The sequence below is a fragment of the Streptomyces aquilus genome (genome assembly GCF_003955715.1).
Lineage (GTDB): Bacteria > Actinomycetota > Actinomycetes > Streptomycetales > Streptomycetaceae > Streptomyces > Streptomyces aquilus.
Map to the genome: position 1 here is coordinate 2,419,874 of NZ_CP034463.1, position 18,302 is coordinate 2,438,175.

The window sequence follows — 18,302 nt, forward strand, 5'->3', positions numbered from 1 at the left end:
AACCGGCGGCGGTCACGGAGACGAACCTCCATGACCGCCGCCGCTCAAGCCCAGCGCTAGCGTTCCGCGTCCAGCGGTTCCAGATCCTCGTCCTCGTCCAGATCCGCATCGAGCTCATCGAGCTCGTCGTCCTCCGCACCGTCGTCGACGTCGTCGTCGAAGACCGCGCTCACATCGAACCGGCACACCACCTGCTGCGGATCGACCCCGTCGAACGGCGCGTCCAGCCACTCCCCGGGCTCGGCCGGCTCCTCCGCCGCGGTCACCCACAGCGTGGAATCGCCCTCCTCCAGGCCGAACTCCTTGTGCCGCGAGGCGATCTCGTCCGGCTCGTACTCCCCGAACAGCAACCCCAGCGCCCCGTGCACCGTGCCGGAGGCCTCCCCGTCGGGGTCCGCCGCCTCGATCCGCTGGGCCTGTGCCAGCAGTCGCTGCGGCTCCGCGACCGCGTAGTCGCGGCGGATCAGCACGCTCAGCGCGTTCGGTTCCTCGGGACCCGCGTACGGCGGCAGTTCCTCCGCGCCGGGGATCTCGAAGGGCGTGACCTCGTCGTAACGGTCGTAGAGCAGCTCGTCGTACGCCTCGGCGGCCGCGGCGAGTTCGTTGAACGCCTCGTAGACGGCCTCGTCGTCCTCCCCCGACCGGCGTTCGACCGCCGCCAGGTGGCGGTCGAGCGCGGTCTTGACCGCCTCGGCGGCGGCACGTACCTCGGCAGCGGTGGGCTGCACAGCATCAGACATAGTGCAGACGCTATCCGTACCGGGCCCCAGCCCGCACAATAGATGCGATGCCGGAATACGAATTTGTCGACGTGTACGTACCGCGCGGGGTCTCCCGCAAGGACACCACACGTCTGCTGACGGACCATGCCGAGTACGGACACTGGGAGTTGGACCGCCTGAGCCTGCTGCGTGACGGAAGCCGCAAGGTGCGGCTGCGCCGCAGGATCATCCGCCAGGTGCGGGCCACATGGTGAGGTGAGGCCGGGAGAACGGAGCGGGCCCCGCAGCCGCGGGGCCCGCTCCGTTTCGTGCCTGTTCCGCTACGCCGCGGCACGGGCCTTGCGGTAGAGCACCGCACCCGCCAGCAGCGTGCCGGCCCCGACCGGGAGGGTCAGGCCCAGCGGCAGGTCGCTGCCCGTGTGGGCGAGCTGGGCGTCACCGCGGGGCTGGGTGACAGCCTGGACTCCCGGGTGGTTGCCCCCTCCCGGCGTCTCGCCACCCGAGGAGGGCGGAGTGCCCGGGGTGCCCGGAGTACCGGGCTGACCCGGCTCGACCGGGTTGCCGGGGTTGCCCGGAGTACCGGGGTTACCAGGGGTGCCGGGGTTGCCGGGAGTACCGGGGTTGCCCGGAGTACCAGGATTCCCGGGCGTACCCGGGTTCCCAGGCGTACCGGGGTTCCCCGGGTTGCCCGGCTGGCCCGGGCCGCCGGGGTGACCGCCGCCCGAGCCGGTGCCGCCGTTGGCGCAGTCGTTGCCCGTCGTGGAGTTGCCGACGCCGATGACGTCGACGCTGTTGCCGCAGACGTTGACCGGGACGTCGACCGGCGCCTGGACATGGTTGCCGGAGCCGACACCCGGCGAGTCCGAGGCGTGCCCACCGGACGACGAACCGCCCCCGGAACCCCCGTGTCCGCCGTACCCCCCGGAGCCGGACGATCCGCCCTGGTTGGCGCACTTGTTGCCGGCCGCCGGGTTGAGCACCCCGACGACGTTGACCGTGTTGCCGCACACGTTCACCGGCGCGTGCACCGGCGCCTGCACCGTGTTGCCGGACAGCACGCCCGGTGAGTTCGACGCGGAACCGCCCGCCCCCGAGTCGGCGTGCGCGGCGCCGCCCGCCGCTGCGATCACGCCGGTCGCGGCCGCCACCGTCATCAGGCCTTTGCGGGTTGCCTGTCGCATTCCTGAATTCCCCCTGCCTTGTCGATTCCGTCCTGCGATCCTCGTGAAAAGACCGGTCGGCCCCGGAGCGCATGGCGCGCGCTCCGAGGCCGACGGGCTCAGCCCCTCATGGGGCGAGGCACAACGTCACTTGTTGATGCAGGTGTTGCCGAAGGCGGGGTTCAGCACGCCGATCACGGAGACCGTGTTGCCGCAGACGTTCACGGGGATGTGAACCGGCACCTGGACGACGTTGCCGGACAGGACGCCCGGGGAGTGCACCGCGGCACCCTGAGCACCCGAGTCGGCAGCAGCGAGGCCCGCGCCCGCGAGAACCAGGCCACCAGTGGCAGCCGCGGCGGCGACGACCTTCTTGATCATTATTCCTCCTTGTTGGCAATGCGATCCCAAGTAGCGGATCGCATCACCTGTAACGAGGAGGGAGTAATGGAGCTACGAGCTTATGAGCGCATTCACCCTTCTCAGCCACGGTCGTACGTGCGCCCGATAAGCGACGTCAACTTCAGGAGGCGTCGATGAAACGGTCCAGCACGCGCACCCCGAACTTCAGCCCCTCCACCGGCACCCGCTCGTCGACACCGTGGAACATGCCGGCGAAGTCCAGCTCCGGCGGCAGCTGGAGCGGCGCGAAGCCGAAGCAGCGGATGCCGAGGTCGTCGAAGGACTTGGCGTCGGTGCCGCCGGAGAGCATGTAGGGCACGGCGCGGGCGATCGGGTCCTCGGCGCTCAGGGCGCTCTGCATGGCGTCGACGAGGCGGCCGTCGAAGTCGGTCTCCAGCGCCTTGTCGCCGTGCACGTCCTCGCGGCGCACGCGCGGGCCGAGGATGCGGTCGAGGTCGGCGAGGAACTCCTCCTCGTAGCCGGGCAGGAAGCGGCCGTCGACGTGGGCGGTGGCCTGGCCGGGGATGACGTTGACCTTGTAGCCGGCGCCGAGCATGGTGGGCGCCGCCGAGTTCCGGAGCGTCGCGCCGACCATCTTGGCGATGCCGCCGAGCTTGGCGAGGGTCTCGTCCATGTTCTCGGGGTCGAGCTCGGTGCCGAGGGCGTCGGAGAGCTCGTCGAGGAAGGACCGCACGGTCTTGGTGACCCGCACCGGCCACTTGTGCCGGCCGAGCCGGCCGACGGCCTCGCACAGCTCGGTGATGGCGTTGTCGTCGTTGGTCATCGAGCCGTGGCCCGCGGTGCCGTCCACGGTGAGCCGCATCCAGTGCATGCCCTTCTGGGCGGTCTCGACCAGGTAGAGCCGCAGGTTCTCGTTGACGGTGAAGGAGAACCCGCCGACCTCGCCGATCGCCTCGGTGACGCCCTCGAAGAGGTCGGGGTGCTTGTCGACGAGGTACCGGGCGCCGTACGTGCCGCCGGCCTCCTCGTCGGCGAGGAAGGCGAGGACGATGTCGCGCGGGGGCTTGCGGCCGCTGCGCAGCCGGTCGCGGACGACCGCGAGGGTCATCGCGTCCATGTCCTTCATGTCGACCGCGCCACGACCCCACACGCACCCGTCGGCGACCTCGCCGGAGAAGGGGTGGTGGGTCCAGTCCGCCGCGTTGGCCGGTACGACGTCGGTGTGGCCGTGGATGAGGAGGGCCGGCTTGGAGGGGTCCTCGCCCTCGATGCGGGCGACCGTGGAGGCGCGCCCCTGGTGGGATTCGAAGATCTGCGGGTCGAGGCCCACCTCGGCGAGCTTCTCGGCGACGTACTCGGCGGCCTTGCGCTCACCCGGCCCCGAGTGGTCGCCGTAGTTGCTGGTGTCGATCTGGATCAGCTCGCGGCAGAGGTCCACGACCTCGTCCTCGCCGGTGACGTGCCTGGTCGTGTCCGTCCCGCTCACGCTGCTTCCTCCCGCTGTACCTGCTGGTGGTTCCCCTCATCCTCTCTCTCCGAAGGGCTGCGCCCAAGACCGGACCCGGTCCGTCACACGCCGTTCACGCCGGAGCGAGGGGGTGATCGGGGCACCTCGAAAGCCTGGTAATGTTTCCTCTGTCGGCGCGAGGGAAACCCCGCACGACAGACACCTTGTCCGGGTGGCGGAATGGCAGACGCGCTAGCTTGAGGTGCTAGTGCCCTTTATCGGGCGTGGGGGTTCAAGTCCCCCCTCGGACACCAGCTGAAACCCCTGTTGATCAGGGGTTTTTTGCTTTTCCGAGCGCTGGGCTCCAGGGCGCACGCCCCCTGGACAATCCCCCCAACTCCGCCTGTTCTCCCAGCTCTTGGGCGATGTGCGGCCGATGTGGGGCATGTCTCGTCCGCTGCCAGAAGTCGCAGGTCAGGCGGTGTGCGGCGCGTTCGGTCAGCCACCCGGACGGGCCTCTCCGGTGGCCGTCCCAGGGGCCTGGACCTAGCGTCGTACTAAAATTTCCGGCTTGTTACGGAGCTGGACCCGGACAACCCCAGGCAGACCTGCGGGCCCGCCAGCGCCCCGGAGGCTTCCGGGATCGAGACGCGAGGACCGATGGCAGCCATTCACGAGAGCAGTGCTCTCGGCCTGCTCGACGAGGAGATCCGCGAGCGGTTCGGGGACACGGCCCGTTTCTCCGGGGGCCCCGCGGCCTCTCCGCGCACGCTCGTCGACATCTTCGACGCGTGCGTGCGCTCCTACCCCGACGAGCCCGCCCTGGACGACGGCACGACGTGCCTGACCTACCGCGCGCTGGCCGTCGAGGTGGAGCGGCTGCGGCGGCGGCTCGCGGAGGCCGGGGTGGGGCTCGGGGACCGGGTGGGGGTCCGGGTTCCGTCCGGGACCAATGATCTCTACGTCGCGATTCTCGCCGTACTCGCCGCCGGTGCCGCCTATGTGCCGGTGGACGCCGAGGACCCGGACGAGCGGGCCGAGTTGGTGTTCGGGGAGGCGGAGGTACGGGCCGTCGTCGGGGCCGGGCACGAGCTGACCGCCACCGGGCGCGGTGCGACGCCCGCCGCGCGGCCCGGGGTCGAGCACGACGCGTGGATCATCTTCACCTCCGGGTCGACCGGGAAGCCCAAGGGTGTCGCCGTCAGTCACCGCAGCGCCGCCGCGTTCGTGGACGCCGAGGCCGCGCTGTTCCTGACCGACGAGCCCATCGGTCCGGGTGACAGGGTCATGGCGGGCCTGTCGGTCGCCTTCGACGCGTCCTGCGAGGAGATGTGGCTGGCCTGGCGGTACGGGGCCTGTCTGGTGCCGGTGCCGCGGTCGCAGGTCAGGAGTGGGGCCGATCTCGGGCCGTGGCTGGTGGAGCAGGAGATCACCGTCGTGTCGACGGTGCCGACGCTCGCCGCGCTCTGGGAGCCGGAGACCCTCAACGACGTACGGCTGCTGATCTTCGGCGGTGAGGCCTGCCCGCCCGAGCTGGCGCAGCGGCTGGTCACCGAGGGGCGCGAGGTGTGGAACACCTACGGGCCGACCGAGGCGACCGTCGTGGCCTGTGCGGCGCTGATGACCGGCGAGGAGCCGATCCGGATCGGACTGCCGTTGCGGGGCTGGGAGTTGGCCGTCGTCGACGAGGCCGGGGAGCCCGTGCCCATGGGCGCCAGTGGGCAGTTGGTGATCGGCGGCGTCGGGCTCGCGCGGTATCTGGACGCCGAGAAGGACGCGGAGAAGTACGCGCCGCTCCCGTCGCTGGGCTGGGAACGGGCGTACCGCAGCGGCGATCTGGTGCAGGCGGAGCCCGAGGGGCTGGTGTTCCTCGGGCGGGCCGACGAGCAGATCAAGCTCGGCGGGCGGCGGATCGAGCTGGGTGAGGTCGACGCCGCGTTGCAGGCGCTGCCGGGTGTCGCCGGCGCCGCGGCGGCCGTACGGACCGCGCGCAGCGGCAATCAGCTGCTCGTCGGGTACGTCGTCACGCAGGACGGCTGGGACCAGGCGACGGCCGTGGAGAAGCTGCGCGCCGAACTGCCCGCCGCGCTGGTGCCGTTGCTCGCGCCGGTCGGCGAGCTCCCGACGCGGACGAGCGGCAAGGTGGACCGCAACGCCCTGCCCTGGCCGCTGGAGAACCTCGAAACGTCCGGCCCGGCCGAGCAGTTGTACGGCACCGAGGCCTGGCTCGCCGAGCAGTGGGCGGAGGTCCTCGGCATCCCGGTGACCAGCGCCTCCGACGACTTCTTCGCGATCGGCGGCGGCAGCCTCGCCGCCGCGCAGCTGACCACGCGGCTGCGCACCCGCTACCCGAGCGCGGCCGTCCTGGACATCTACCAGCAGCCGGTGCTGCGGAAGTTGGCCCGCCGACTGGAGAAGTCGGCGCAGGACGACGGCGGCACCCGGTTGGTCGCGCCGGTGCCAGTGCGCGCGAAGGTGCTGCAACTCCTGCTGCTGGTCCCGCTGTTCACGCTGCTGGGGCTGCGCTGGACGGTCGTGCTTGCCGCGCTGGGGAACGTGCTGCCGTACGCCTGGCTGCCGACCGCCCCGTGGTGGCTGGTCGCGGCGGGGGCGCTGGTGCTGTTCAGTCCGCCGGGGCGGCTCGCGATCGCGGCGGGCGGGGCGCGGCTGCTGCTGCGGGGTGTGCGGCCGGGACGGTACGCGCGCGGCGGGAGTGTGCACCTGCGGCTGTGGGCGGCGGAGCGGCTGGCCGAGTTCAGCGGCGCGACCGGGCTGACCGGCGCCTGGCTGGAGCGGTACGCGCGGGCGCTGGGCGCCAAGGTCGGCCCGGACGTCGACCTGCACTCGCTGCCGCCGGTGACCGGCATGCTCAAGCTGGGCCGGGGCGCGGCCGTCGAGTCCGAGGTGGACCTCTCCGGCTGGTGGCTGGACGGCGACCGGCTGGAGATCGGCCAGGTCAAGGTGGGCGCGCACGCGGTCGTCGGGACGCGCAGCATGCTCTTCCCGGGCGCGCGGGTCGGCAAGCGGGCCGAGGTGGCGCCGGGTTCGGCGGTCACCGGGCAGATCCCCACCGGTCAGCGCTGGGCGGGCGCGCCCGCGGTCAAGCTGGGCAAGGCCAAGCGCAACTGGCCGAAGGAGCGGCCGCGCCGGGGCACGTCCTGGCGGGTGATGTACGGCGTGACCGGCTTCGGGCTGAGCGCACTGCCGGTGCTGGCGGGGGCGGCCGCGTTCGGGGTGGGCCGGGTGTTCTTCACGCCGGACGCGCCGCTGACGGGGGCCCTGGTGGCCCTCGTACCGGCCACGCTGGCCTTCGGGGCGGCGTACGCGCTGCTGATCCTCGTCGGGGTGCGGCTGCTGAGTCTGGGGCTGCGGGAGGGGACGCATCCGACGCACAGCCGGGTCGGGTGGCAGGCCTGGACGGTGACGCAGCTGATGGACCGCTCGCGGGAGACGCTGTTCCCGCTGTACGCCGGGCTGGTCACGCCGGTGTGGCTGCGGCTGCTCGGGATGCGGATCGGGCGCGGGGCCGAGGTGTCGACCGTGCTCGCGCTGCCGAGCCTGACGACGGTCGGCGAGGGGGCGTTCCTGGCCGACGACACGCTGACCGCGCCGTACGAGCTGGGGGGCGGCTGGCTGCGGATCGGGCGGGCCGAGATCGGGCGGCGGGCCTTCCTCGGGAACTCGGGGATGACCGCGCCGGGGCGGTCCGTGCCGGACGGCGGGCTGGTCGGGGTGCTGTCGGCGACGCCGAAGAAGGCGAAGAAGGGCAGCTCGTATCTGGGGCTGCCGCCGGTGAAGCTGCCGCGCAGCGCGGCCGACGGCGACCAGAGCCGGACGTTCGACCCGCCGGCGCGGCTGCTGTGGGCGCGCGGTCTGGTGGAGCTGTGCCGGATCGTGCCGGTGTTCTGCTCGGCGGCGATCGGGGTGCTGACGGTGGCGGCGCTGTGCGCGCTGGGTGCGTGGGCGCCGGTGCTGTCCGGTCTGATGCTCCTCGCGGCCGGTGTCGCGGCCGCGCTGATGTCGATCGTCGCGAAGTGGCTGCTCGTGGGGCGGCATCGCAGCGGGGAGCATCCGCTGTGGAGTTCCTTCGTGTGGCGCAACGAGCTCGCGGACACGTTCGTCGAGGTCGTGGCGGTGCCGTGGCTGGCGGGTTCGGTGCCGGGTACGCCGCTGATGACGGCGTGGCTGCGGGGGCTCGGGGCGCGGGTCGGCAAGGGTGTCTGGGTGGAGAGCTACTGGCTGCCGGAGACGGACCTGGTGACACTGGAGGACGCGGCGACGGTGAACCGGGGCTGTGTGCTCCAGACGCACCTCTTCCACGACCGGATCTTGCGGACGGATACTGTGGTCCTCCGTGAGGGCGCGACGCTGGGTCCTGGCGGGATCGTGCTGCCCGGCAGCACGATCGGGGCCCGTACGACCCTGGGTCCCGCGTCGCTCGTCATGGCCGCGGAGTCCGTTCCGGACGACACCCGTTGGCTCGGCAATCCGATCGAGGCATGGCGACCCTGAGCGCGGGCCACTCGGAGCCCATGGGCGGCGGTCAGAGTGGCAGTACGGCGCAGGGAGTAGACACACCAGTGGCGGTTCAGCAGGCGGCGGGGTCCGACCCGTACTTCCCGGACAACGGTGACGCGCGTTACCGGGTGCACCGGTACGAGCTCACGTTGGACTACCGTCCGGGCCCGAACCGGCTGTCCGGCACGGCGCGGATCAACGGCATAGCGGGACGGTCGCCGCTCAGCGAGTTCTTCCTGAATCTCGCCGACTTCAGGATCGGGCGGGTGCGGGTGGACGGGCGTCAGCCGCACTACACGCACCGCGGCGGCAAGCTGCGCGTCCGCCCCGCCAAGCCGGTGCGGCCGGGCGCGGCCTTCACGGTCGAGGTGCACTGGTCGGGCAACCCCAAGCCGGTGAACAGCCCGTGGGGCGGCCTGGGTTGGGAGGAGCTGGAGGACGGGGCGCTGGTGGCGAGCCAGCCGATCGGGGCGCCGTCCTGGTACCCGTGCAACGACCGTCCCGCGGACAAGGCCTCGTACCAGATCTCGATCACCACACCCTCGGCGTACGCGGTGGTCGCGGGCGGCAGGCTGCTGACCCGTACGACCCGGGCGTCCACGACGACCTGGGTGTACGAGCAGGCGGCGCCGACCTCCAGCTATCTGGTGGGGCTGGCGATCGGCAAGTACCAGACGGTGGTGCTGGCCGACCCGGGGCTGGGTGGGGTGCCGCAGCACGGGCACATCCCCGCGCAGCTCCTCCCGGAGTTCTCCCGGGACTTCGCGCGTCAGCCGCAGATGATGCACGTCTTCCAGCAGCTGTTCGGGCCGTATCCCTTCGACGAGTACGCGGTCGTGGTGACGGAGGAGGAGCTCGATGTGCCGGTGGAGGCACAGGGCTTGTCGCTCTTCGGGTCCAACCACGTGGACGGGGCGCGGAGTTCGGAGCGGCTGGTGGCGCACGAGCTGGCGCACCAGTGGTTCGGCAACAGTGTCTCGATCGCCGACTGGCGGCACATCTGGCTCAACGAGGGGTTCGCGAAGTACGCGGAGTGGCTGTGGTCGGAGCGTTCGGGCGGCCGTAGTGCCCAGCAACTCGCCGCCGCCGCGCACCGGTTGCTGTCGGGGCTGCCGCAGGACCTGCGGCTCGCGGACCCGGGCCGCAAGTCGATGTTCGACGACCGGCTCTACGAACGCGGCGGGCTGACCCTGCACGCGGTGCGCTGCGCGATGGGCGACGACGCCTTCTTCCGGATGCTGCGCGGGTGGGCGGGGCTGCACCGGGGCGGGGCGGTGACGACCACGACGTTCACCGCGCATGTGGCGCGGTTCGCGCCCGAGCCGCTGGACGACGTCTTCGACGCGTGGGTGTACGGGGCGGAGCTGCCGCCGCTGCCGGTGCCGGAGACGCGGGCGGCGGGCTGAGAATGGCTGCCATGAACGCGCGTTCCTGCCCCTGTGGCCTGCCCAAGTCCTACGCCGAGTGCTGCGGGCGCTACCACTCCGGTACCGCCGCCGCGCCGACCGCCGAGGCGCTCATGCGGTCGCGGTACAGCGCCTTCGTGCGGCAGGACGCGGCGTATCTGCTGCGGACCTGGCATCCGCGGACGCGGCCGACGCGGCTCGACCTCGATCCGGGGATGCGGTGGACCGGGCTGGAGATCCTGGGCACGGGGGACGGGTCCGCGTTCCACAACACTGGGACCGTGGAGTTCCGGGCGTCCTACCGGGGTGGCTCGCTGCACGAGCGCAGCCGGTTCGAGCGGGTGGACGGGGCCTGGGTGTACGTCGACGGGGAGTTCCCCGCCCAGAGCTAAGGGGCGAGGATGTCCAGCTCCTGGAGCGCGCCCACCGTGATCTCGCGGGTCAGCTCCTCGGCTCGTACCGCGTCGCCCTCGCGGACCGCCTCGGCGACCTGGACGTGCAGGGTGACCGCGGCCGGGTCGGGGTCCTCGAACATGACCTCGTGATGCGTGCGGCCCGCGAGGACCTCGGCCACGACGTCGCCGAGACGGGCGAACATCTCGTTGCCCGACGCCGTGAGGATCACCCGGTGGAAGGCCATGTCATGGACCAGATAGCCCTCCAGCTGGTGGCCGCGTGAGTGGGCGACCATGCCCAGGGCGCACTCGGTGAGTGCGGCGCACTGCTCCGCCGTGGCGTGTTTGGCCGCCAGGCCCGCCGCGACCGGTTCGATCGCCGAGCGCAGGACCGTCAGCGAGCGCAGCTGTTGGGGGCGGTCGGCGCCGGCCAGGCGCCAGCGGATGACCTGAGGGTCGTACACGTTCCACTCGTACTTGGGGCGGACCGTCACGCCCACGCGGCGGCGGGACTCGACCAGGTGCATGGACTCCAGGACGCGGACCGCCTCGCGCATCACCGACCGCGAGACCTCGAACTGCTGTGCCAGTTCGTCGGTGCGCAGAACGCTGCCCGGCGGGTACTCGCCCGCGGTGATCGCAGGTCCGAGGGTGTCCAGTACTTGGCCGTGCAGCCCCCGGCCCGGTGTGCTCATGCACTCAGCGTACGGGGCACGTCACGGGAACAAAAAGTCAGACTTATTTGTCACAGAGTCTTGAATTCGTCGTACCTAATGGGTTTCAGTGTCGTCGACGCCCGAGGGCGTCGACCTGTCGATGAAGACAACGGACAGTGAGGCAGTGATGAACACCCCCCATGTCGTCGTGGTGATGGGCGTCGCGGGCACCGGCAAGACCACGATCGGTCCGCTGCTCGCCGCTCGGCTCGGCGTCCCGTACGCCGAGGGCGACGACTTCCACCCGCCGGCCAACATCGCCAAGATGTCGGCCGGTACTCCGCTCACCGACGACGACCGGTGGCCGTGGCTGGACGCCATCGGCGACTGGGCGCACGGACGGGCGGGGCTCGGCGGGGTGGTCAGCTGCTCGGCGCTGAAGCGGTCGTACCGCGACCGGCTCCGCGCCGCCGCTCCCGGTCTGGTGTTCGTGCACCTCGCGGGCGACCGCGCCCTCATCGAGGACCGCATGTCCCATCGGCAGGGGCACTTCATGCCGACCGCCCTGCTCGACTCGCAGTTCGCCACCCTCCAGCCGCTCCAGGAGGACGAGCCGGGTGTCGTGGTGGACGTGGCCGGCAGCCCCGAGGAGATCACCGGACGGGCAGCCAAGGCGCTCGCCACGCTCTCGTAACTCGCCTCCTCCCCTCCCCATCCCCGTACCTGCAAGGGAACCCCCGTGACCAGACTCAGCGTCGAGATACTGGCAGCGGACCCCGTCGAGCCCATCACCTCGGCCGGTCACGCTCAGCTGGGCATCGCCGTCCTGGCGGGCATCGCCGTCATCGTCCTGCTCATCACCCGGTTCAAGCTCCACGCCTTCCTGGCGCTGACCATCGGCTCGCTCGCGCTGGGCGCGTTCGCCGGGGCGCCGCTCGACAAGGTCATCACCAGCTTCACCGGCGGTCTCGGCACCACCGTCGCCGGCGTGGGCGTGCTGATCGCGCTGGGCGCGATCCTCGGCAAGATGCTCGCCGACTCCGGCGGCGCCGACCAGATCGTCGACACGATCCTCGCCAAGGCGGGCGGCCGGTCGATGCCGTGGGCCATGGTGCTCATCGCCTCGGTGATCGGCCTGCCCCTGTTCTTCGAGGTCGGCGTCGTCCTGCTGATCCCGGTCGTGCTCATGGTCGCCAAGCGCGGCAACTACTCGCTGATGCGCATCGGCATCCCGGCGCTCGCCGGTCTGTCCGTGATGCACGGCCTGGTCCCGCCGCACCCCGGCCCGCTGGTCGCGATCGACGCGGTCAAGGCCAACCTCGGCGTCACGCTCGCGCTCGGCGTGCTCGTCGCCATCCCGACGGTGATCATCGCCGGTCCGCTGTTCTCCCGGTACGCCGCCCGCTGGGTGGACGTCCCGGCCCCCGACCGCATGATCCCTCAGCGGGCGTCGGAGGAACTGGACAAGCGCCCCGGCTTCGGCCCGACGCTCGCCACGATCCTGCTCCCCGTCGTCCTGATGCTCTCCAAGGCGCTGGTCGACATCGTGATCGACGACCCCGAGAACACCACGCAGCGGGTCTTCGACGTGATCGGTTCACCGCTGATCGCCCTGCTCGCCTCCGTGCTCGTCGGCATCTTCACGCTGCTGCGGCCCGCCGGGTTCGGCAAGGAGCGGCTGACGCCGCTGGTCGAGAAGGGGCTCGCACCCATCGCGGGCATCCTGCTGATCGTCGGCGCGGGCGGTGGCTTCAAGCAGACGCTGATCGACACCGGCGTGGGCCAGATGATCCTGGACATCTCCAAGGACTGGTCGATCCCGGCGCTGCTGCTGGCCTGGCTGATCGCGGTGGCGATCCGGCTCGCGACCGGTTCGGCGACGGTGGCCACGGTCTCCGCGGCCGGTCTGGTGGCCCCGCTGGCCGCCGACATGTCGACGACCCACACGGCCCTGCTGGTCCTGGCCATCGGCGCCGGCTCGCTCTTCTTCAGCCATGTCAACGACGCCGGGTTCTGGCTGGTCAAGGAGTACTTCGGCCTGAACGTCGGCCAGACCATCAAGACCTGGTCCGTGATGGAGACGATCATCTCGGTGGTCGCGGGCGGTCTGGTGCTGCTGCTCTCGTTGGTCATCTAGCGGCGGGAGACGGCCGTACGAGGATGAGGTCGCCGGGTTCCGTCCGGGCGTCGGTGGACCGATGATGGTAGGCCCCTGGGTTTCTGACCCCAGGGGCCTACCGTCGTCGTGGGGGGCGTCATGGCGGTTTCCCTCGGGATGCGTGTCTCGGGGCTGCTCCTGGCCGGAGCGGTGGCGGTGGCCGCCGCGGCCTTCACGGGGGGCGGGAGTGACACGCCGGACAGCGGGTACGGAGGCGGCGGAGTCGTCACCGCCGGTCCGTCGAGCCCCACTCCCACGGGGCACCGGGTGGCGCCGCTGCCGTCCCCCGCCCCGGCCCGGCCCTCGCCCGACGGTCACGCGCACACCCCGCACCTCACCGACAGCCCGCGCGGGCCCAGCAGCCCCAGCCCCTCCCCCACTCCCGTCCCTTCGCCGGGCAACCGGCTCCTCCAGAGCCCGCCGTGGCTGCCGCCCGGCCCGAACTCGCCGAACACCGACGGCATCCCGGACCCGGCCGGCGGCTACGACCGACTCCGTGCCCCCGCCGAGTGCCGGGCCGTCCTCGACGGCGTCCCGGCCGCGTCGGCCGACCCGGAGTGGCGGCTGCTGCGCGGCCTCGCCTCGGCCTGTCTCGCCGTGCAGGGCAAGGGCGGCAGCTGGGCGTCGGCGGCAAGGGAGTACACCGCGCTCGCCGGGCGGGCCGACACCTGCAAGGGGCGGGCCGCGTACACCGTCCTGGGCGGGCTGCTCGACTTCCACCGGCGGCACCCCGGCGGCACCGTACGGCTGGAGGCCTCCTCCGGGGGCGCTGCCGCCTGTGCCTACCGGCTGGCCGGTGTCGACACCGGCGGTGACGGCGAGGCGCTGCCCGGCGAGACGGTGGCGGTCGAGCTGGCCGGCGTCTACTTCGACCCGGCCGAACTGCTGCGGGACGGGCGGGTGCTGATCGACGGGCGGCTGCCGGACGGGCCGCCGGTGCTGGGCTCGGCGGAGGGCGACCGGCTGGTGCTGGACGTGGTGGTGCCCGCGCTCGACCCGGGCGGGCTGCCGGAGAAGGTCGACGTGGCCGTCCAGTTCGGGGGCGTGGAGGTGCGGGCGGAGGGCGCCTTCACCGTCGTGGCGCCCGATGTGGCGGCGACACCGAGCGGGTCAGCGACGCCACAGGAGGTGCTCCCGTTCGGCCCACTGACCCGGTCAGTGACGCCACAGGGAGTGCTCCCGCTCGGCCCACTGACCCGGTCAGTGACGCCACAGGGAGTGCTCCCGCTCGGCCCACTGACCCGGTCAGTGACGCCACAGGGAGTGCTCCCGTTCGGCCCACTGACCCGGTCAGTGACGCCACAGGGAGTGCTCCCGCTCGGCCCACTCCCGGCTGACCAGCCCCGTCCGCAGTCCACGGCGTGCCTCCGGGTCGCCGAGGGCCATGCCGATGTGGCCGGCGAGGACGATGCCGATCGTCAGGGCCAGCCAGTCGTGGACGAAGGTCGCGCTGGTGCGCCACTGGATCGGGGTGAGGTGGGTGAACCACATCAGCAGACCCGTGCCGAGCATGACCAGGGAGGCGCCGGCGATCCAGGACGCGTAGATCTTCTGCCCGGCGTTGAACTTGCCCGCCGGGCGTGACGAGCGCCGTTTGTCGCGGTGCAGGGCCGCGCGGAGCCACACGCGGTCGTGCGGGCCGAAGCGGTTGAGGAAGCCCAGGTCGGCGCGGAAGGCGCGGGAGGCGAGGCCCGCCAGGACCGGGACCGGCAGGGCGAGGCCCGCCCACTCGTGGATGCGGACGACCAGCTCGCGGCGGCCGACGAGTTCGGCGAACTCGGGGATGTAGAGGCAGGCGGCGGTGGCCACGCAGACGCCCATCAGGGCAGCCGTGGCGCGGTGCACCCAGCGCTGCGAGCGGCCGAAGCGGCGGACCCGGGTCCGGGGCGGGGCGTCAGCTCGTAGGGTCATCGTCCCGTCCGTTCGAACGGCCCACCCAGGCATCCACGTCGTAGCCGCGGTCCTCCCAGTAGCCGGGCTCCACGTCCTCGGTGACGGTGATGCCGGAGAGCCACTTGGCGGACTTGTAGAAGTACATGGGGGCCACGTAGAGGCGGACCGGGCCGCCGTGGGAGTGGCCGATGTCCTTGTCCTGCATGCGCAGGGCGACCAGGACGTCGGCGCGGCGGGCCTGGTCGAGGGTGAGGCTCTCGGTGTAGGTGCCGTCGAAGCAGGAGAAGCGGATCGCGGTGCCCTCGGCCCGTACTCCGGCGGCGTCGAGCAGCTGCGACAGGCGTACGCCCTCGAACGGGGTGTCCGGGACCCGCCAGCCGGTGACGCACTGGACGTCCTTGACCATCCGGGTCTGGGGCATCGCCCGCAGGTCGTTGAGGGTGTAGGTGGCCGGGCGGTCGACGAGCCCGTCGACGCGCAGGCGGTAGTTCGCGGCGTTCTTGTGGGGGACGGAGGAGGCGACCGAGTAGTAGCGGAAGCCGCCGCCGTTGGGGAGCAGACCGGTGAGGCCGGTGGGGTCCTTGTCGGCGGCGCTGCCGAGGAAGGCCTCCAGGCCGCGTTGCAGGGTGGGCGCGGTGACCACGCCGAGGGCGCCGAGGCCGAGGGTGCCGAGGAGGACGCGGCGGCCGACGGGGCGGCCGGTCGACTCGGGGTGCGGGCCGCCGTCCGCCTCGGGTTGTCCGGGATTCACGTACTCATTCGAACACCCGCGGGCCCTGGCGGACCAGGGTTCGCGGGTGCCCGTCAGATTTCCGTAACCACTTCTTACGACTGCGCCGCCTTGTCCAGCTGGAACGCCTCGTTGCCCAGGCCGATGCGGGCATGGGCCTCCGGCGAGCGGGAGCGCAGGTACAGGCCCTGGGCGAGGCCGACGATCACGGACGCGCCGATGATGCCGGGCAGCACCCAGCTCAGGGACGAGTCGGGGCCCGCGCCGACGAGGACGTCGAAGTCCTTCACCGTGTAGCCGGCGATGACGAGCAGCGCGATCCCGGCGATCACGGAGGTGACCAGCCGCCAGACCTGGGCGCCGGCGGCGCCGCGGCGCGCGAAGAACACGACGACCGAGAAGGAGGCCGCGGCCATCAGCAGGATCACCCCGAGGGCGCCGATGTTGCCGCCCCAGGTGAACAGGTGCAGGACGGGCTCGGTCGGGTCGCCGGTGGGCTTGTCGTCGGCGACCGCGAAGGCGATCACGATCACCGCGGAGACGGCGGTCTGGAGGAGCGAGCCGGTGCCGGGGGCGCCGCTCGATCCCGTCGTACGGCCGAAGGAGCGCGGCAGCAGGCCCTCGCGGCCCATGGCGAACGCGTAGCGGGCGACGACGTTGTGGAAGCTGAGCAGGGCCGCGAACATGCCGGTCACGAAGAGGAAGTGCAGCACGTCGGTGAAGGTGGTGCCGAGCCGGTCCTCGGTGAGGCCGAAGAGCAGTCCCGCGCTCTGCTTCTGGGCCTCGCCGACGATGGCCGAGGGGCCGGTGGCGACGGTGAGGGCCCAGCTGCTGAGCGCGAAGAACACGGCGACGCCGCCGACGGCGAGGAACATCGCGCGCGGGACCAGCACATGCGGGCGGCTGGTCTCCTCGGCGTAGACGGGCGCCTGCTCGAAGCCGGTGAAGGCGGCGATGCAGAAGCACAGGGCGGTGCCGACGCCGGCGCCGGAGAGGGTGTCCGGGTTGAAGGCGTGCAGGGACAGGCCTTCCTTGGCGGGGTCGGCGACGGCGGCGATGTCGAAGATGACGACCAGGGCCACCTCGATGACCAGCAGGACGCCGAGCACCTTGGCGTTGACGTCGATCTTCAGCCAGCCCAGCGCGCCGACGGCGGCCACGGCCGCGAGTGCCGGTATCCACCAGGCGACGTCCAGGTCGGCGTAGGTGGCGAAGAGGCCGGAGACCTCGAAGCCGAAGATGCCGTAGATGCCGACCTGGAGGGCGTTGTAGGCGACGAGGGCGACGAGGGCCGCGCTCGCGCCGGCGGTGCCGCCGAGGCCGCGGGAGATGTAGGCGTAGAAGGCGCCCGCGTTGTGGACGTGCCGGCTCATCTCGGCGTAGCCGACGCTGAAGAGGATCAGGATGACGCCGAGGGCGACGAAGAGCAGCGGCTGCCCGACGATGCCCATCACCGCGAATGTGGTGGGCATGACACCCGCGACCACCATGAGGGGGGCGGTCGCGGCCAGGAGGGAGAGCAGCAGGCCGCCGATGCCGAGGCGGTCGGCGCGCAGGGCCCGTTCCTCGCCCTTGTACGTACTGATGCCGTCGCCGGCGCTGGCTCTGCTCGTGGTCATCGGGACCGTCCTTTAGCTGGGTTCGGGGGCGTTACACCGTGCCGAGCGCGTGGTCGCGGGCGGCACGGAAGGCGGGGTAGGGGTCCCGGTCGGGGTACGACCAGGGGGCCGGGGTGGGGTGCTCGCCGATGCGGTGGAAGAGGGCGGCGGCCTCGGCACCACGGCCCTCGCAGACCTTGGCGTGGGCGAGGAAGTTGAGGTCGACGAGGCGGCGCGGATGGCCTTCGTGCTCCCACTCCAGCCACCAGTCGAAGGCCGACTTCATCACCTGGCGGGCCCGGCGGCCGACCCAGTGGCCGGAGGCGGCCGGGTCGGACGGCTCGTGTCCCGCGGCGGCGAGGACGCGGTAGCGCTCCGCGTGCGCGATGACCGGGAGGATGGCGAGCGGCGAGTCGGCGGGGGCCTGTTCGGCGGCCCAGTTGGCGAAGTCGTAGACCTCGTGGAGCGGGTCGGGGCCCGCGGCGGCGCGGTGCTCGGCGAGGCGGGCGACCATCAGGTGATGGGCGTGGTGGTGGTCGGCGAAGCGCACGCGGATCTGCTCGAAGAGGCGGACCGCGTTCTCGGCGGCGGTCGAGCCCTGCTCCAGCATGAGCATGCCTAACCAGGGGGTGGGGTCGGCGGGCACCCGGTCGGCCGCGGTACGGCAGGCCTCGCGGGCGCGGTCGGCTTTCTCCTTGCCCCGCAGGGCACGCTGGACCTGGGCCAGGGCGAGCAGGACGGAGGCGTCGGCGGACTCGGGCTCGGCCAGCAGCCAGTCGCGGGCCCAGGCGGCGCTGTACGGCTCCATGGCGAGGACGGTCACGCGGTGGCCGCGCAGGTCCCACTCGTCGCCTGTGTGGGCGAGCAGGGTCCGGGCGGCCTGCCAGCGGCCCTGGGCCAGGGCGGCGCGGGCGGCGACGAGTTCGGCGTCGTCGAGGGCGGCGTCGAAGGCCTGGGCCGCGCGTCGGCGGCTGCGGCCGAGGGGAGGCGGGGGTGGTGACACCGCGGAGACTTCCTCGTGCGACGTGACTCGACGTCGGCTGTTGGGCAGGGGGCAACTGGCCCACGGGGCCGACCAACGGAATTGATCATCAAGGCGTGGGCAACTGGTCACGGACAGCAAACCCTCAGCCAACGGTTCCCGTCAAGGTCGAAACGGGTGTTACACGCGTCAACTTGTGGGTCTGGTGGGGTAGTTGTGAATGTTGACCGTACATCTACGCGCCAGGACCCGTCCTGAATGTGGCGCAGACCAT

General features: G+C 71.9%; 16 protein-coding genes and 1 tRNA gene. 7 read left to right on the forward strand and 10 right to left on the reverse strand.

Going from position 1 to position 18,302, the window contains the following annotated elements; genetic code table 11:
• Positions 1–56: 56 nt before the first annotated feature.
• Entirely contained in the window at positions 57–740 is a 684-nt protein-coding gene (locus tag EJC51_RS11160; protein WP_126270922.1) for a hypothetical protein, read from the reverse strand.
• A 47-nt stretch (positions 741–787) separates the two neighbouring features.
• Here EJC51_RS11160 and EJC51_RS11165 point away from each other — a divergent pair, with 47 nt between their 5' ends.
• A complete protein-coding gene (locus tag EJC51_RS11165) occupies positions 788–976 on the forward strand; it encodes a DUF5703 family protein (protein ID WP_079308592.1) in 189 nt (62 codons plus the stop codon).
• 66 nt (positions 977–1,042) lie between these two features.
• On the opposite strand, the gene EJC51_RS48205 is transcribed toward EJC51_RS11165, so the two are convergent.
• The 3 genes from EJC51_RS48205 to EJC51_RS11180 form a co-directional block, all read right to left on the reverse strand.
• On the reverse strand, positions 1,043–1,903 hold the full coding sequence (locus tag EJC51_RS48205; protein ID WP_126270923.1) for a chaplin family protein: 861 nt from the start codon (positions 1,901–1,903) through the stop codon (positions 1,043–1,045).
• A gap of 126 nt (positions 1,904–2,029) precedes the next feature.
• Positions 2,030–2,263 carry a chaplin ChpH gene (gene chpH / locus EJC51_RS11175; protein ID WP_126270924.1) on the reverse strand — a complete coding sequence of 78 codons (234 nt, stop codon included), beginning with the start codon at positions 2,261–2,263 and terminating at the stop codon, positions 2,030–2,032.
• Between the two features lie 142 nt (positions 2,264–2,405).
• The gene (locus EJC51_RS11180) at positions 2,406–3,731 is read right to left on the reverse strand and encodes a M20/M25/M40 family metallo-hydrolase (RefSeq protein WP_079308594.1); all 1,326 of its coding nucleotides are present in this window, start codon (positions 3,729–3,731) and stop codon (positions 2,406–2,408) included.
• A 187-nt stretch (positions 3,732–3,918) separates the two neighbouring features.
• Here EJC51_RS11180 and EJC51_RS11185 point away from each other — a divergent pair.
• From EJC51_RS11185 to EJC51_RS11200, 4 genes are all read left to right on the forward strand, one after another.
• Positions 3,919–4,006: transfer RNA gene (locus tag EJC51_RS11185), tRNA-Leu, on the forward strand.
• Positions 4,007–4,352: 346 nt separating this feature from the next.
• Complete coding sequence (locus EJC51_RS11190) at positions 4,353–8,204, forward strand: Pls/PosA family non-ribosomal peptide synthetase (protein ID WP_126270925.1); 3,852 nt, start codon at positions 4,353–4,355, stop codon at positions 8,202–8,204.
• Positions 8,205–8,272: 68 nt separating this feature from the next.
• Positions 8,273–9,616, forward strand: coding sequence for a M1 family metallopeptidase (locus EJC51_RS11195; RefSeq protein ID WP_126270926.1), 1,344 nt, complete (start codon positions 8,273–8,275; stop codon positions 9,614–9,616).
• 11 nt (positions 9,617–9,627) lie between these two features.
• A complete protein-coding gene (locus EJC51_RS11200; RefSeq protein WP_126270927.1) occupies positions 9,628–10,008 on the forward strand; it encodes a YchJ family protein in 381 nt (126 codons plus the stop codon).
• Here the strand turns inward: EJC51_RS11200 and EJC51_RS11205 are convergent.
• Positions 10,005–10,706, reverse strand: coding sequence for a FadR/GntR family transcriptional regulator (locus tag EJC51_RS11205; RefSeq protein ID WP_126270928.1), 702 nt, complete (start codon positions 10,704–10,706; stop codon positions 10,005–10,007). The genes EJC51_RS11200 and EJC51_RS11205 overlap by 4 nt on opposite strands.
• 148 nt (positions 10,707–10,854) lie before the next feature.
• Between EJC51_RS11205 and EJC51_RS11210 the strand changes: the two genes are divergently transcribed.
• Positions 10,855–11,361, forward strand: coding sequence for a gluconokinase (locus tag EJC51_RS11210; RefSeq protein ID WP_126270929.1), 507 nt, complete (start codon positions 10,855–10,857; stop codon positions 11,359–11,361).
• A 45-nt stretch (positions 11,362–11,406) separates the two neighbouring features.
• Positions 11,407–12,804: a GntP family permease gene (locus EJC51_RS11215; protein WP_126270930.1), complete on the forward strand. Its 1,398-nt coding sequence runs from the start codon at positions 11,407–11,409 to the stop codon at positions 12,802–12,804.
• An 884-nt stretch (positions 12,805–13,688) separates the two neighbouring features.
• Here EJC51_RS11215 and EJC51_RS11220 read toward each other — a convergent pair.
• From EJC51_RS11220 to EJC51_RS11240, 5 genes are all read right to left on the reverse strand, one after another.
• Positions 13,689–13,898, reverse strand: a complete 210-nt coding sequence (locus EJC51_RS11220) for a hypothetical protein (protein WP_126270931.1) — start codon at positions 13,896–13,898, stop codon at positions 13,689–13,691.
• Positions 13,899–14,115: 217 nt separating this feature from the next.
• Complete coding sequence (locus tag EJC51_RS11225; protein WP_126270932.1) at positions 14,116–14,736, reverse strand: cytochrome b/b6 domain-containing protein; 621 nt, start codon at positions 14,734–14,736, stop codon at positions 14,116–14,118.
• On the reverse strand, positions 14,720–15,469 hold the full coding sequence (locus tag EJC51_RS11230) for a molybdopterin-dependent oxidoreductase (protein WP_126270933.1): 750 nt from the start codon (positions 15,467–15,469) through the stop codon (positions 14,720–14,722). Before EJC51_RS11230 ends, EJC51_RS11225 begins: the two co-directional genes overlap by 17 nt.
• A 74-nt stretch (positions 15,470–15,543) precedes the next feature.
• A complete protein-coding gene (locus EJC51_RS11235) occupies positions 15,544–17,067 on the reverse strand; it encodes an APC family permease (RefSeq protein ID WP_126270934.1) in 1,524 nt (507 codons plus the stop codon).
• 31 nt (positions 17,068–17,098) lie between these two features.
• Entirely contained in the window at positions 17,099–18,049 is a 951-nt protein-coding gene (locus EJC51_RS11240; protein ID WP_126270935.1) for a hypothetical protein, read from the reverse strand.
• Between the last annotated feature and the right edge of the window lie 253 nt (positions 18,050–18,302).